The sequence below is a fragment of the Pseudomonas sp. WJP1 genome (genome assembly GCF_028471945.1).
GTDB lineage: Bacteria > Pseudomonadota > Gammaproteobacteria > Pseudomonadales > Pseudomonadaceae > Aquipseudomonas.
In genome coordinates, this window is sequence record NZ_CP110128.1 from 2,963,532 (window position 1) to 2,978,576 (window position 15,045).

The 15,045-nt window shown below is 49.4% G+C and carries 13 protein-coding genes and 1 pseudogene; 6 read left to right on the plus strand and 8 right to left on the minus strand.

Translation table 11 applies throughout. The features are described 5' to 3' along the window. The first annotated feature begins 10 nt into the window (after window positions 1–10). The 5 genes and pseudogenes from OH720_RS13510 (at window position 11) to OH720_RS13530 (ending at window position 5,985) form a co-directional block, all read left to right on the plus strand. Window positions 11–2,455 carry an efflux RND transporter permease subunit gene (locus tag OH720_RS13510; protein WP_272606016.1) on the plus strand — a complete coding sequence of 815 codons (2,445 nt, stop codon included), beginning with the start codon at window positions 11–13 and terminating at the stop codon, window positions 2,453–2,455. Continuing rightward, window positions 2,448–4,226, plus strand: a complete 1,779-nt coding sequence (locus OH720_RS13515) for an acyl-CoA dehydrogenase C-terminal domain-containing protein (RefSeq protein WP_272606017.1) — start codon at window positions 2,448–2,450, stop codon at window positions 4,224–4,226. Before OH720_RS13510 ends, OH720_RS13515 begins: the two co-directional genes overlap by 8 nt. Before the next feature lie 399 nt (window positions 4,227–4,625). Beyond that, the gene (locus tag OH720_RS13520) at window positions 4,626–4,844 is read left to right on the plus strand and encodes a hypothetical protein (protein WP_272606018.1); all 219 of its coding nucleotides are present in this window, start codon (window positions 4,626–4,628) and stop codon (window positions 4,842–4,844) included. A 124-nt stretch (window positions 4,845–4,968) separates the two neighbouring features. Continuing rightward, a pseudogene (locus OH720_RS31695) lies at window positions 4,969–5,160 on the plus strand (hypothetical protein); the annotation flags it as partial. Between the two features lie 225 nt (window positions 5,161–5,385). Then, the gene (locus tag OH720_RS13530) at window positions 5,386–5,985 is read left to right on the plus strand and encodes an FAD-dependent monooxygenase (protein ID WP_272606020.1); all 600 of its coding nucleotides are present in this window, start codon (window positions 5,386–5,388) and stop codon (window positions 5,983–5,985) included. Window positions 5,986–6,189: 204 nt separating this feature from the next. Here OH720_RS13530 and OH720_RS13535 read toward each other — a convergent pair whose 3' ends face one another. The 3 genes from OH720_RS13535 to OH720_RS13545 all read right to left on the minus strand — a co-directional run bounded on the left by OH720_RS13535 (window position 6,190) and on the right by OH720_RS13545 (window position 7,586). Further along, entirely contained in the window at window positions 6,190–6,774 is a 585-nt protein-coding gene (locus tag OH720_RS13535; RefSeq protein ID WP_272606021.1) for a DUF6088 family protein, read from the minus strand. Window positions 6,775–6,853: 79 nt separating this feature from the next. Then, entirely contained in the window at window positions 6,854–7,087 is a 234-nt protein-coding gene (locus tag OH720_RS13540) for a BPSL0761 family protein (protein WP_336299067.1), read from the minus strand. 64 nt (window positions 7,088–7,151) lie between these two features. Continuing rightward, window positions 7,152–7,586, minus strand: coding sequence for a hypothetical protein (locus OH720_RS13545; RefSeq protein ID WP_095967292.1), 435 nt, complete (start codon window positions 7,584–7,586; stop codon window positions 7,152–7,154). 91 nt (window positions 7,587–7,677) lie between these two features. On the opposite strand from OH720_RS13545, the gene OH720_RS13550 reads away from it, so the two are divergent. After that, on the plus strand, window positions 7,678–7,959 hold the full coding sequence (locus tag OH720_RS13550) for a helix-turn-helix domain-containing protein (protein ID WP_272606022.1): 282 nt from the start codon (window positions 7,678–7,680) through the stop codon (window positions 7,957–7,959). A gap of 573 nt (window positions 7,960–8,532) precedes the next feature. Here OH720_RS13550 and OH720_RS13555 read toward each other — a convergent pair. The 5 genes from OH720_RS13555 to OH720_RS13575 are packed head-to-tail and all read right to left on the minus strand — an operon-like array spanning window position 8,533 to window position 14,569. Continuing rightward, the gene (locus OH720_RS13555; protein WP_272606023.1) at window positions 8,533–8,919 is read right to left on the minus strand and encodes a hypothetical protein; all 387 of its coding nucleotides are present in this window, start codon (window positions 8,917–8,919) and stop codon (window positions 8,533–8,535) included. Further along, window positions 8,916–11,849, minus strand: coding sequence for a hypothetical protein (locus OH720_RS13560; RefSeq protein WP_272606024.1), 2,934 nt, complete (start codon window positions 11,847–11,849; stop codon window positions 8,916–8,918). The genes OH720_RS13555 and OH720_RS13560 overlap by 4 nt, the downstream gene beginning before the upstream one ends. Then, complete coding sequence (locus OH720_RS13565) at window positions 11,846–12,439, minus strand: hypothetical protein (protein ID WP_272606025.1); 594 nt, start codon at window positions 12,437–12,439, stop codon at window positions 11,846–11,848. The genes OH720_RS13560 and OH720_RS13565 overlap by 4 nt, the downstream gene beginning before the upstream one ends. Further along, on the minus strand, window positions 12,439–13,371 hold the full coding sequence (locus tag OH720_RS13570; RefSeq protein ID WP_272606026.1) for a hypothetical protein: 933 nt from the start codon (window positions 13,369–13,371) through the stop codon (window positions 12,439–12,441). Before OH720_RS13570 ends, OH720_RS13565 begins: the two co-directional genes overlap by 1 nt. Continuing rightward, on the minus strand, window positions 13,349–14,569 hold the full coding sequence (locus tag OH720_RS13575; protein WP_272606027.1) for a site-specific integrase: 1,221 nt from the start codon (window positions 14,567–14,569) through the stop codon (window positions 13,349–13,351). The genes OH720_RS13570 and OH720_RS13575 overlap by 23 nt, the downstream gene beginning before the upstream one ends. Window positions 14,570–15,045 lie beyond the last annotated feature (476 nt).

Genomic DNA, 15,045 nt, shown 5'->3' on the forward strand with positions numbered 1-15,045 from the left:
GAACAACATCATGGGTCACTACGAACTCGAAACAATGCCGGTCATCCGCGAACTCAAGGGTTTCGATGCCTGCTCTGGTAATGGCCTCGAACGGCTGATCTTCAACAATCGCCTGTGGGTGGTGCTGGCTTGCCTGATGGTGACGTTAGCACTGAGCTACCTGGCAACTACGCGACTGACACTCAACGCCAGCTTCGAAAAAATGCTCCCGCAGAGCCAGCCCTTCATCAAGAATTATCTGGAAAATCGCGCGGCCTTACGGGGGTTGGGCAATGCGGTGCGGGTGGTGGTGGAGAGCACTGATGGCGATATCTTCGACCCGCATTATCTGAACGCGCTGAAAGAGATCAACGATGAACTCTTCGTCACTCCGGGAGTCGACCGCGCCTGGATGAAATCGCTGTGGACGCCGGCAGTGCGGTGGACCGAAGTCACCGAACAGGGCTTCCAGGGTGGCCCGGTGATGCCTGATTCCTATGACGGCTCCGTGCAAAGTGTTCAACAGTTGCGCCAGAACATTGCCCGCTCTGGCATTGTCGGCAGCCTGATCGGCAACAACTTCAAGTCGAGCATGGTGTTCGTGCCGCTGCTGGAGAAAGACCCGGTCACCGGCCAGGCCATCGACTATCACCAATTCTCCAGAACCATCGAAGAGAAGCTGCGTGAAAAGTACGAGTTCGATGGGGTCGTACGGGTGGCGAGCGAGGAGGGCAAGGGCCCGATCAAGATTCGCGTGATCGGCTTCGCCAAACTGGTGGGCGACCTGATCGATGGGTTGATGCAAGTGATGCTGTATTTCGGTGCCGCCGCGCTGATAGCCACGGCGATTATCTTCTACTTCACCCGGTGTGTGCGCAGCACGGCGTTGGTCATCCTGTGTTCGGTGATCGCAGTGATCTGGCAGCTGGGATTGGTGGCGCTGTTTGGCTTCGCGCTGGACCCGTTTTCGATTCTGGTGCCGTTCCTGGTGTTTGCCATTGGCGTATCCCATGGCGCGCAAAAGATGAACGGCATCATGCAGGACGTCGGACGCGGTACCCATCAGTTGATCGCCGCGCGTTATACCTTTCGCCGGCTGTTTCTCGCCGGCCTCACCGCATTGCTGGCCGACGCCGTGGGGTTCGCGGTATTGATGCTGATCGACATTCCGGTGATCCAGGACCTGGCAGTCACCGCCAGCATTGGCGTTGCCGTGTTGATTTTCACCAACCTGGTGCTGCTGCCGGTGCTGCTGTCGTATTGGGGTGTCAGTCGAAAGGCTGCCGAGCGCAGCTTGCGCGCGGAAAAAAAGGAGCTGCGAGGCAGCGGTATGGGCGCGCTGTGGTGTTTTCTCGACAAATTCACCGAGCGCCGCTGGGCGACTATCGCCGTCAGTGTGGCGGGGCTGCTGGCGGTGGGCGGCTTCATGGTCAGCACCCAGTTGAAGGTCGGTGATCTGGACCCCGGTGCGCCCGAGCTGCGTGCCGATTCGCGCTACAACCGCGACAACGCCTACATCACCGCCAACTATTCGCTGTCCAGCGATCAGTTCGCGGTGATGCTCAAGACACCCAGCGAAGGCTGTCTGAAATATGAAAGCCTGGTAGAAGCCGATCGCCTGGGTTGGTTGTTGCAGCAACAACCGGGCGTGCAGACCACGGTGTCGCTGGTGAACGCGGTACGGCAGATCACCGCGGGTTCCTATGAAGGCAACCCGAAGATGCTGACCATCGCGCGTAATCAGGATGTGCTCAATTACGGCGCACAGCAGGCATCTGTCAGCAATCCGGACCTGTTCAACAACGATTGCTCGATGATGCCGATCATCGCGTATCTGGCGGACCACAAGGCCGAAACCCTGGATCGCGTGGTGCGAGTGGCTGAAAGCTTCGCCCGTGAACACAGCAATGGCGAGCGTCAGTTCATGTTAGCGGCCGGCAGTGCCGGGATTGAAGCGGCAACCAACATCGTCGTGCGCGAGGCCAACCGCACCATGTTGTTTTATGTGTATGGCGCGGTGATCGTGCTGTGCTTCATCACCTTCCGCAGCTGGCGGGCGGTGGTGGTCGCGGTAGTGCCGCTGATGCTGACGTCGATCCTCTGCGAAGCGCTGATGGTCTGGTTGGGCATGGGCGTGAAAGTCGCGACATTACCGGTGATCGCCCTCGGTGTCGGCATTGGCGTGGACTACGCGTTGTACCTGCTGAGCGTGCAATTGGCCCAGCAACGCGCCGGGTTGTCGTTGACCGAGGCTTATCGCAATGCCGTGGCATTCACCGGCAAGGTGGTGGCGCTGGTCGGCATTACTTTGGCTGCCGGCGTGATCACCTGGGCCTGGTCGCCAATCAAGTTCCAGGCCGACATGGGCATCCTGCTGACCTTCATGTTCATCTGGAACATGGTTGGTGCGTTGGTGCTGATCCCGGCGCTGTCCCATTTCCTGTTGCAGAAAGTGAGTAGTTCCAATCATGTCTGATTACAAAGCGCCCCTGCGCGATATGCGCTTCGTCCTCAATGAAGTATTCGAGGTCGCCAAACTCTGGGCCGAGCTGCCAGCACTGGCCGATTCCATCGATGCTGAAACAGTCGAAGCCATTCTCGAAGAGGCCGGCAAGGTCACCAGCAAAAGCGTCGCGCCCCTGAGCCGTGCGGCTGACGAGGAAGGTTGCCACTGGGCGGACGGTGCCGTCACCACGCCGGCAGGTTTCCCACAGGCTTACCAGACTTACGCGGAAGGCGGTTGGGTCGGTGTTGGTGGCGACCCGGCCTACGGTGGCATGGGCATGCCCAAGGCCGTTTCGGCCCAGGTCGAAGAAATGGTCAACTCGGCCAGCCTGGCGTTCGGCCTGTACCCGATGCTGACCGCCGGTGCCTGCCTGTCGATCAACGCCCACGCCAGTGAAGAACTGAAGGCCGCCTACCTGCCGAACATGTACGCCGGTATCTGGGCCGGTTCCATGTGCCTGACCGAACCGCACGCCGGTACCGACCTGGGGATCATTCGCACCAAGGCCGAGCCTCAGGCCGACGGTTCCTACAAGGTCAGCGGCACCAAGATCTTCATCACCGGCGGCGAACACGACCTGACCGAAAACATCATCCACCTGGTGCTGGCCAAGTTGCCGGATGCACCGGCTGGCCCCAAAGGGATTTCGCTGTTCCTGGTGCCCAAGTTCATGGTCAACGCCGACGGCAGCCTGGGCGCGCGCAACCCGGCAAACTGCGGCTCGATCGAGCACAAGATGGGCATCCAGGCCTCTGCGACCTGCGTGATGAACTTCGACGAAGCTGTCGGTTACCTGGTCGGCGAGCCGAACAAGGGCCTGGCGGCGATGTTCACCATGATGAACTACGAGCGTCTGGGCGTCGGCATCCAGGGCCTGGCCACCGGCGAGCGCTCTTACCAGAATGCCGTCGAGTACGCCCGCGATCGCCTGCAGAGCCGTTCACCGACCGGCGCGCAGAACAAGGACAAAGTCGCTGACCCGATCATCGTCCACCCGGACGTGCGTCGCATGTTGCTGACCATGAAAGCCTCGAACGAAGGCGGCCGCGCGTTCTCGACCTACGTGGCCATGCAACTGGACACCGCCAAGTTCAGCGAAGATGCCACCACGCGCAAGCGCGCAGAAGACCTGGTGGCCTTGCTGACCCCGGTGGCCAAGGCGTTCCTGACCGATCTGGGCCTGGAAACCACGGTTCACGGCCAGCAGGTGTTTGGCGGCCACGGCTACATCCGTGAGTGGGGCCAGGAGCAACTGGTGCGCGACGTGCGCATCACCCAGATTTACGAAGGCACCAACGGCATCCAGGCGCTGGACCTGATCGGGCGCAAGATCGTCGGCACGGGCGGGGCGTTCTACAACCTGTTTGCCGACGAGATTCGTCACTTCACCGCCACCGCCGGCGCTGACCTGGCGGAGTTCACCAGGCCGCTCAACGATGCGGTGACGACCCTTGACGAACTGACCGCATGGCTGCTGGACCGGGCGAAAAACAACCCGAATGAAATCGGTGCGGCGTCGGTCGAATACCTGCAAACTTTCGGATACGTCGCTTACGCCTACATGTGGGCCCTGATGGCCAAGGCTGCTCTGGGCAAAGAAGCGCAAGACGATTTCTACGCCAGCAAACTGGGCACCGCACGCTTCTATTTCGCCCGCCTATTGCCGCGCATTCACTCGTTGAGCACGTCTGTGAAGGCGGGTAGCGAATCGTTGTTCCTGCTGGGTGCAGGACAATTCTGATCGGGGAACCAGCGACAGAAAACCCCGCATTCGCGGGGTTCTTTGGTGAGGCTGAGCGATTTTCCTCACCCCTCAGGATTCTCTACATCATTAATCACGCTGAATCGCTAGGTGAGATTGTGGTTTACACAATCCTTCCATAAACGGTGCGGAAGTCCTACAGCGAGCGACCGCTTTTGGCCGTTCTCTGCCGGTCGTTATTCCCACGTGCGCTGGTCAATTCGGCTGCAAATGACTGGTCAGTTGTAATGCTGATGGAGGGCAAATCCGTGCAACTCCAAAATCTCAACCGCCCTTGGGCGTTTTACTGCCCGCTCATCTGCTCAGTCGCACACTTTTCACCCGCCAACTTCAAACTAATACGGCCCAGAAAAGCTGGACCTCATTGGTGAGGTGGGTATGTCTACCGATTTGAGTTTTCAAAACCAAACACAAGATTCTTTTCCATCCAAGCCTGAGCCAGGTTCAGATGAGCCTACGTTAGATCCAGACGATCCGAACAAATACGATCCGTTGAAAAATCCAAGCGATGATCGTCCAGAAGACTGGAAGGAACCTGGTGAGAGGACTACCCCAGAGGCGGATGAGCAGACGCCGCTTTCAGACGATAGGAGATAGGAGTGAAAGCCCGGCCAGCGAGCCGGGTTTTTCTTCTCCGTTCGTCCACTGCGATGCACTTGTAACGCTGTGCCGTTTCTCATGTTCAAGCACGGACATCCCGCGCATCAGTACGAGGTTCAGCATGGACATTAACGAGAACGCACCTGGCAACAAATCACAGCAGCCCGAAACGCGCACAACGGACAACGAAACCGGCCACGACCCCAAGAGGGACGAGTCCGAAGTTCCGCTGCCTCCAGACGACGAGGCTCCTGTCGACGAAGACATGACTGACGTCGATGCAAATAACTCGGTGTCGAGTGAGCATCCAGAAGTTGGACAGAGCGGTCGAGTCGATAACCCAAACGCCGCCCCACAGATGGACGATCAGGACGAAAACGATAAGGACGCTCGCGGTTTGCCTGCGAGTGATCCTGAATCAGGTGCCTGAATCAGCTCGGATGTTTTCCGATGCCCGCTCAACGCGGGCTTTTTTACGCGTGCGCCAGGCATGGCGCGTTGCGCGCAAGCGCAACCAGCTTGGCTGTGGTGGCCTGAGTTGCGCGTCAACGCACCGATGCTTTGGGCCGGTCCTCATTGCCATTTGGTCCATTACCCGCTGCGCGCCGGCGAACAGTACAACCTGGTGGTGACATTCCACAGTCGCGAGCAGGAGGAGTGGGGTGTCCGCGATGGCAGCAAAGAGGAAGTGCTTTCCTATTTCGAAGGCATTCATGCCGTCCCGCGACAACTCTTGGACACACCGACATCCTGGCGTCGCTGGGCGACGGCAGATCGCGAACCGGTGGAGCACGGGGGGAACGCCAGGGCCACCTTGCTTGGGGATGCGGCTCATCCAATGACGCAGTACATGGCTCAAGGCGCGTGCATGGCTTTGGAGGATGCCGTGACACTGGGTGAAGCCGTTAAGGCCAGCGATGGAAACCTTCAGGCTGCCTTCAGACTGTATGAGTCGGTACGCATACCACGCACTGCGCGAGTCGTGTGGTCGACCCGTGAAATGGGCCGTCTCTACCATGCCAAAGGTGTCGAGCGAACTGTGCGCAATTCGCTTTGGGCGAGGCGTACACAACCGGAGTTTTATGCTGCACTGAATTGGCTGTATCGGTGGAGTGTTGCTCAATGCCTGGAGGTCTGACGCCGGGGGACAACACTCCTCGAAGTTAAGACAGTTCCAATCGCCACTGCCGCATCTCCCATCAACCGCTTGGCTGTGAGTTCAAGGTCTCTGCTTAATCTACACACGAAGCCTGTTTCCACAGTACTGAATGTGTTGTGTCGACCTGTTGAATCCACAGCCAAGAGACAGAGAGGCTAAGTGGAATTCATAAGGTGATAGACATTAAGTAGTTTGGCGGAACGCGACCTGCATCCAGGCGGGAATTTCACTATCTACGAGCTGCTTGAATTCAGACGGGGTCATCTTGGCTTTGATACGGGCAATGACAGTCTCATTTACCCCCTTTTTGCCTAAGTAGAAGAGGGCGCAAAGCGCTAATCCAGCGTGGGTGCCGGCATGCTGCAGTTTACGAGGGGCGACGTGGAGCAAGCGTACATGTCTCGCCCCAATTTTTACTTGGCGACTCGCACCGCTTGTGTAAAAAACGGGTTTGATTTGCATCTGGGTACTCAAACCGAAAGCCCTGACCGCTTCTGCTCCATGCACCTGAATAATCTCGCGATTACGTCTAGCGATTATTCGGAGAACTGATTGGGTACTTGGTCGCACGTAACCTGCGAAATGACTGAGCTTGGGTCGCATATAAATACCGCGACTCAATCGCTCCAACTTACCTGATGCAGCCAATCGAGATAAGGTTTTGGCCACAGCTGTGCGGGAACCCGCGTCAACAAATCGACCGATGCCGAATGGCTGCCCTTTGGGAGTGTGCTTGATGCGTTTGACGATATTGGCGGTAACAGACATACGACTCACCAGTTTTGAGCAAAAAGCAAGCTCCTGCTTTTTTTCAAAGGCTTAGCTCTCGAGGCGGCGTCGCAGGGATTTAGACATATCTACCTTCGGTCGTAGAGCTCAAGAAGGGGAGAGTGAGCCCATCCTTCATTTGTTCTTCCACCTTTCCAGCTAGCAAAACCTCATTTGAAGTGGGGTAGTGACGCAAGAGCCGCCGAGCCTCGTTGCGTATGGACTCGGGCAACGCTTGATCCTGGGATAGATCAACCAGAAAGTCTCGGGCCTGAATTATCGATCGCGTACGTTCATGCGGCATCGTCATCATTGACTCCTTAGGTAGGGGAAGCGAATTACGCCTCCGCCAGCACAACCCGAAAAAATGCTCGATGTCAGTCGCGCTTTCTTTTGACGGCAGGGAACAGAACCCTAACGCTTTTTAGGTCCACCTCGGTGTTCACGCCCAAATGCGAATAGGTTCGGTCAGGAACCCTGAAAAGCGGCACCCGCTCACCCTGTTGATTAATCGCCTCACTTGCCTCGAGGAGCGGCTCCATTTTCCATTGGCCAGTTTCGTTTACAAAACCTGGAGTTACGTACTGAATGGAGCGCACTCTAAAAGACTCATGTTGGACCTTGAGAATGTCTTTCAACGCCTCAAATGAGGACACCATGAGCATTTCGCCAACGAATTCCTTACCGTATCGAACGTGCGCTTCGAGGTAAAACCAAGGGATCATGACCGTCTGCCGCATGAACGGACGCCCCAGAAAATCGGCATTGAAAAGGCTGGAAATGATCGTCGGCCCTTCATGATCCTTGCTCATCGCTGGTACCTCAACTTTTCGAATGCACAATATATGTTGTAGTCATATATTGCGCAATGTCGCCTTATCGTTCCTTTTGTGAGAAAGCAAAATGGAACTGAAAGAAGCATTTGGGGCGACGCTCCGACAGGCACGCCTTCAGAAAGGCCTGACGCAGGAGCATTTTTCGTTAGTGAGCAGCCGCACCAATGTCAGTTTGCTCGAGCGAGGGGGCACCAGCCCGACACTGGTGAAGCTCGAGGAGTTGTGCAGTGTTTTGGGCGTTCATCCCGTCAGCCTGGTGACGGCGTGTTACATGCGAAAGGAAAACATCACGGATCTCAAAGCTTTTCTGGCTCAAGTACGGAAAGACCTAAAAGCCATTGATTCGTGAAAAACCGGTGAGGGAAGCCGCTCGCTGTCCACGGATCAACGACTTGCAGGGTGGAGTGCTTCGATTGAATATAGGGAAGCTACCGAGCCCCCCTCAACTTTTCTGCGCCTTAGTAAAGGCCGACTTCGATGAGATCGACTCCCTTGCTCAACCTCGTCATCACTTTCACTGGCTGAGGGGCTTCAATGGTCACGGACGCCGGGTCGCCCGATCCAGGCAATAGGGCAAGACACTGCCTCGCGGCCTAGTAATAGTGAAACTGATCCCCATCGCGGCTTGGTCGCACCAAGTCGTTGTTTGCCATTGTGACTCTCTCGCGATCTTTCGATACCAGAGAGCTTGTAGAACCTAAGCGCGGGTTGCGCTGGAAAGTCTCGGGAGAAGCGCAAACCATGTTCACAGTTACGGGGCAGAAGAGGGCAAGGAGGCTAGGGCAGATACTAGAATTGTTATCTGCCGTGAATGAAGTCCCTACAGCATCGGTGACAGGTGTTTTATAGAATAGCTAGAAAGCTCCGTGCCACATCCACGATTAGACGTCTGAAAAATGATCCTTTAAGTCTATTTTGCGCTTTAAGAGAAGTGAGGGATTATATCATTTTCATATAGAATTTTCAGATATTCGGTATGCAACTGAAGTAAGCCTAGATTCTGCGCGCGAAGTTTATCTGCCTCCTGCCTCAGATTGGTGTATGCCACTAGTAAGCTTTGCCTTGACATGGTTTCACCCTTTGTTTTAGGTCCTGACTTTATGTGATTTTTGGCAATCTCAAATTCCTTATGGATTGTTCCGTTCTTCGTTTTATATAATGATGTTCTTTCATATAAATAACCTGTAATGCTTTGAATTTTTTTTATGAAGCTATTCCAGCTCAGATCACCTTCTTTTTCGACATCCCAGTTTCTGAGGATTTCAATAAAAGCCGTAGTGTCCTCGTCTGTTATTCTTCTGCGCTTCATTTGCAATTCCTGTTTTGGAGAGCTTTCTGTGCTTTTAAAACAGCGCTGTAACAAATTTTTATGAATGGGTACCGTGTTAAAATACTCTCGTATATTTTAGATGTGTCGCAATCGATTTCGACCCCGTCTTCATTTGTGCAGCAAGATAGTATCAGTCGGTCTATGTTCCAAAGTGGTTTGTTTGCACCGTTGAATTTTATTAGTCCAGAATTTGCGCTCTTCTCTCTGATATGATTAAAAATTTCTAGTAGCGTATTGTCTGAAAAAATGTATCTTTTATTGAATGTGAACCCTGTTTTTTTTGCAAATTTTGTTAAAACAGATTCCACGGTAGGAAGCCCATCTTCAGTTCTCCATTCTCTAGCGAATTGAGAGAAGCATTCATAAATGTTTTGATGGTTACCATCTGGTAGTGCTGATTTTCTCTCGCAAACTAAGGCTCCATAAGTAGAGATGAATATCAAACCAATGTCGTGCAAATGTTTCCGTTTTTCTAAAAGTTTGTTGCGAATTTCAGAATTTTTCTCAAGCGCAGCGAGAGTTATTTTTGCATATGAAAAATTTGTTTTAATTTGTGTTACTACTTTTGGAAGTGTAGGGCAGCCGTAAAGTTTAAAGTTCCAGGTTTCCAATATTTGTGAAGCTATGTATTCATTGTTCCAGTACCATCTCAAGGATGAGTCTCTCTTAATTAGATTCGTACTTAGCATTCGATTGCCAAGCCCCTCATAAGCCCGCTGCATGGAATCGTTATTCAAGATGGCTTCATGTCGAATCAAAGTGTTATATTTAGCCTTGAAGCTACTGCAAACATTCTCCCAGGTGGGAAGTCCATTATCTACAGTCCACGAATTCATTAGTGATTCAAATTCTTCTAAAATGTTGTTGTCAATGCTGCGAATTAGAATTCTACCATGCTTGTAAGCCTGTTTTTTAACTTGATCTGAGTTTAGAGTGCGAGAAATAATCGCCTTTGAAACTATGTTGTCTGTTGGAGTGTCTGGTGCTAGCGCGCATAATGCGTTGGCGGGAATCGAACTGTCCGAGCAAATTTCTATTTGCTTTTTGTATCTTGATATTTTGTTTTTATGTGAATTAAGGAATTTTTCCGCGCCGGGTTCTCCTTTGTCTACTGCAATTTGAGCGGCAGCTATTACGGGTTGTAGTTTCTCTACCATTCTATGTGCTGCTAATAATGATTTGTCGTCCCCTCTTTTAAAGCAATGTTCAGAACAGTCAATGCATTGAAAGACATTGGGACACGGACCTGAATTGTAGTTGTGTCGGCATAGGCCAAGTTCTGTTACGTGAAGCGAACCAATTATTATTTTGAAAAATTGCTCGGTTGATACCCCAGTTTGTTTGTGTTCCTGCTCGTATAAATCATCTAAAAAACCGCCGAACTCAAATCCTGCCCCAATCGCATTTTCATCAATGAGATCAATTTTTTCCAAAGGAGTACGATGATCATAATCGTCATTTTGTTCCACTGAGCTTCTACCGGACCACATTGCAATCAATCGCTGGTCTATGTGCTTGCTCTGCGCCAACGTATTAAGAAAATGACGCATAGCATGTGTGCCTAAGGAGAGGTCTTCACGCTCGCGGCCTCGGAAAAACAATCTACCAAACCACGATTGGAGCTTGTTTGTCGAAAAAAAACAAGGTACGTAATGGCACTGCCAATAAATTTTGAAGTTGGGAGTTTTAGAGGAGTATGGATATACAAATAAGCAATCCTTGAATTCAACATTGGAAACGCCATCTACGAAAGGGAAGGTAGATGACAGATTTTTGATAACCCACCCATAAAGGTTAGTCGCGCTGATGAAAGCCGCGTCCTTCAGTAAAATTTTTTCATTGTGGCGGTAATAGTTGGAAGAATCTGACTGAAACAACCTGCCTAGTCCAGGAGGTAAAATTGCGGCAGGTAATGAATTGTTTCTGTTCGCATATAGTTTTTGAGAATACACTCCATCGCTTCGCTCATAGCCGATTAAGGCTAATGCCTCTTGAACATTATATGTTTTCCGGTCTCTTAAATGCTCGAGGCCTTTCGGGATGTAAATGACGTTGTTCTCTTTGTACCAGGCTGCTGCGTCTCTTGCGGATTGGCCAAATTTGATAAGCTTCTGGACTGCTTCCCCGATAACCTCTTCAAACTCGGCACAAGGTGGCCTCTTTACGACGGACTTACCGTTTTTGGCTGGCATAGGAAAGCATAAACCAAATCCGTCCAGAGACGTAATACAGTCAAGATTCAACGTCACTATTTCAGAGGATCTAGACGGCGCATAGTTCAATAGTGCGAACGCTGATGAGACTATTGTTTCAAAACCATTCTGAGGAAGCCTAAATGATTCAGTCAGCATTTTGCATGCCTCGAGATCTGGCAAGAGTGTTTTTGTTGAGCGGGGTGGCCTAATATGAGGATTCTCAGTGTATTTTATATTCTCTGGGGATAAATTATATTTCTTATAGGTTTTACCTATGTTGGCAAGTCCGGCTCCCGTGCGAAACTTTACTCCCAGTGAGAGGTTGTTTTTATTTGAGGCGCGTAGAAAGTCTGAGTTGGTAATTTCCCATGGTTTTTTAAATGAAGGTAGAGAATCAATAAGAAAATAGAATCCAGTGGCAATATCTCGAGATTTCTTTTTTTCTTCCAGTGAGCGGATAAGATGAAATAGTTTAAGCGTGACAATCCAGTCCTCGTCTGCGCAGACGAGTTTGAATATGCCACTTTCTTTTTTATAAGTGGGAGGTAGCGCATGGGCAAAATCACATGGGTCGCCTTTGAGCATCATGTTGTTCGGGAGTTTGTATTTCAATGCTAGATTTATATTTTTTCCGCTCATTATTTGGTCTTGGAATAGCGGTATAAATACTTCCTTGAATGAGTCGAAGTTTAGCTGAGGTGTGTTTTTGCTCATGAGGCGCGCTCTTGGTTGACACTCAATTTTGAGATCCACATGTCGCATGCCTCTACATATTCCAATACCGTATTTTTAATTTTAATGTCAGGTTGGTTTTCGTATTCGCTGATTAGATACTCTTTATATTCGCCAAACGGTGCGTCTCGAAATGGTTCAAATTTCGAGCAAAGCAGGCATGCAATTGGTGCATGATCTGTACAGTTTGCCATGGTCCCGCAAACGCCAATTGGCTTTGCTTGTGCAATTCCATAATGGCGTTGTATGGAGTTGGGCATTTCCAAAACGGCTTTTTCATATCCACCTTCATAAGGTGTACCTAGAAATAATTTCGCAATGGAGGTAAGTGCCGGTCCTAATTCCTCTTTGATCCTGGCTTGTGCTTCAGGTATAGAATCGATATAAGAGTTTGCCGAGGAAAGATTATTGTGCAAACCTAAGTACATAAGTTCATGTGCGCTTGCTCCATTTACGGCTGCGCGTGTTAGCAAAGTGTGTTTGAATCTAATGAAATTTATATTTACTCTTCCTCCAGTAACTCTGCTACTTCTAACACCCATTTCATAAATGACATTCTTAAGTCTTGTCATTAGGGAACAGCATTGCAACGAGTATTGGGCAGTTTTTTTATTTCCTCTTCGGTAATCGTAAGCCCAGCTACCCCAGAGGAATTATGGATTAAATAAGTTCTATTCCTGCTAATGCAAATAGGTACCATATAATCGAGCAGGGTGTTCACCAGCGGTGGAAGTCTGACATTGATGTAGACAGGTTTGTTTTTTCTTTTCTGCTTGATTATTTCAATTTTTAGTGTCCAGTTTTTCTGGGGTTCACTGTAAGTTAAGTCATTTAGCTTTATATTGAGAATTTGGCTTTGCCTATATCCGAGTACCAGAGCCAAAAAGAAAACGGCTAAGTGTTCAATTTCCAGCAGACCATTTTCGTAACCTTTGCAGATAGCGAAGGTTACATCTCTTACCTCGGTTTCGGTCAGTGCTCCATTTACAGGGTCGGCCGAGCTTATGGCGCTCCCGTTTTTTCTTGACGATGTACGGATTATATCAACTGCTAAATTATACTCATCGCACCATAGAACTTCTTTGTCTCCGTTGCATGCAACTATAAAGGCTTTCATATTAGGGTTGCGCTTTAACCAGTTTATGAAAGAGGACCATAACTCTTTACTTTCACTTATCTTATGTATTGTGCGTCCTTGGCTGAGGGTGGCTTCACTAAGCAGCTTACAAAGCTCTTTGAGTTTCCTGCAGAATGTCTGAATGGAAGATAGTGCGTAGCATTCTGCTATGCGTGAGCAAAGTTCATGGCGAAATGACTCTATGATGTCGTCGCCTAGATAGTTCTGCATCTGCTTGAAATCTATCGCGCACTGGCCACTCAAGGTCTCATGTTTAATTGTTAGTTTTGATCCTACAATAACATCAAGTTTTGTCTTTTGATGGTATACAGTTATTTCTTCAAATGGCTGGTTTAATTTTTTTTTAGTCGTTTGACTGTGCGCCATAACTAACGTCCTTGCTAAGTTTGTTGTGGAGAGATCGGTCTTCTGATAACAATCGTTCATTTCCGATTTTTTGAAAAGCATATTTTGCATAGTATTCTGGCATTGAAGACTTCAAACTCCATCCCATCTGAACTCGAAGAACGCTTAATGCGTTGGAGATGATTCTCTCTTTTTCTCTTCCAGTCACAAAAGATGCTTTTTCATATTCGTTAAAAATAAAGTTGCATGACCAAGAGTGTCGTAGGCTATGAGGAGTGATTTTTAATTCGATTTGCTCGCTCAGTGTTTTGAAAATCTTACCTACAGCATCGTTTGATAGCGGTTGCCCAGAAATACCGATGATTAAGAATGGGTGTTTGATACTCGCTTTTATTTTTTTTCTTTCGATAATATATCTTTCGATAAGTCCCCATAATGAGTCCGAAATTTTCAGCTCTCTGTTAAATGTCTTCACGGTAGCGGGCGACGTTCTAGGGTCCAGGTTCATGTCAGTACTCGCTTCAATTTTTGTAGTTACATATCCTCGATTTGTTCGTTGAAATCCGTCCACTCTTATACCGAGTAACTCACTGTTCCTGATGCCCGATTCACGCAGAAGATGAAATACAACTAGATCCCTATGTACTAGGAATTTTTCTCTGTTTTTTGAGTTTGACTTTATTGTTAAATCCATTTTTATATAGTCTTCATTTGTCCAAGGTTGAACAATATTTTCATTGTCGGAGTTGTAGCTTCTAAGTTGATTTTTGAGTCTGTCTCTGAAGTCGCTAAGGGATTTTCTTTTATCCTTGTTTGTGCCGAGTATTAATTCTTCAGCGATATATTCTAGAAATTTTTTTGCTATACCGCATCTCCTGTCATAAGTGGAGTTGGATACTTTTTTCGGATTTATAATGCCTATTCCCGCGATTCGGTTTTCGAGGGTTGATTTTGTTTCCGTAAGATGAGTGCGTAATTTTGTAAGCTCTCCATTGGTGAGAAAGCTTCCGTTTGAAAATCTTCTTATATAGTCAATTTTTTTATAATAAAAAAACAGTATGACTAGGCACAGATCGTAACTATACGTAATTAATGACTTTGGTCGAGTTGTGGGGTGTTGATTGATAAGCCAATAGTTTGCCCAAAACACAGGCTTGTCATTGTTAAAAATCAGTGCTGTGGGATTACCGCTTGAACTTTTGAATTCAAATACTTTCATGCCGACTCCTTCACAGGAAGTAATGAAGGGGCGGTTGGTGTCTTTGAATTATTTTTTAACTTGAGGAAAAGATACCCGTCAGCGATTACTGACGCAGTAGCTTCAATCTGATTTGGTGGGATGTTAGATTGATAGTTTTCACAAATAGCAGGTGCCCGGCGCATATCAACGATTCCTTGATAAAGTAAACATCAAAGTCAACGCTGATCACTCGCACACTGCCAAATTTCTTAGGGCTTTAGTGTTTCAAGTTGAACTAGCTGATGGACCAGGCAGACCTACGCCGGGGCTGCCATTAGGATCAATTATGCACAGGAATTTAGATGAATCAACGGGTGATTCGTGCTTCGGCTAAATTTATATAGTAGTCAACACGTTGTATGTTACGTATAAAGTCCATGTTGACTTCACGGTTTTCCTCACTTTGTTGACCGGACAACCCAATTTTCCCCGTTTACACTGAAGAATATATAAAT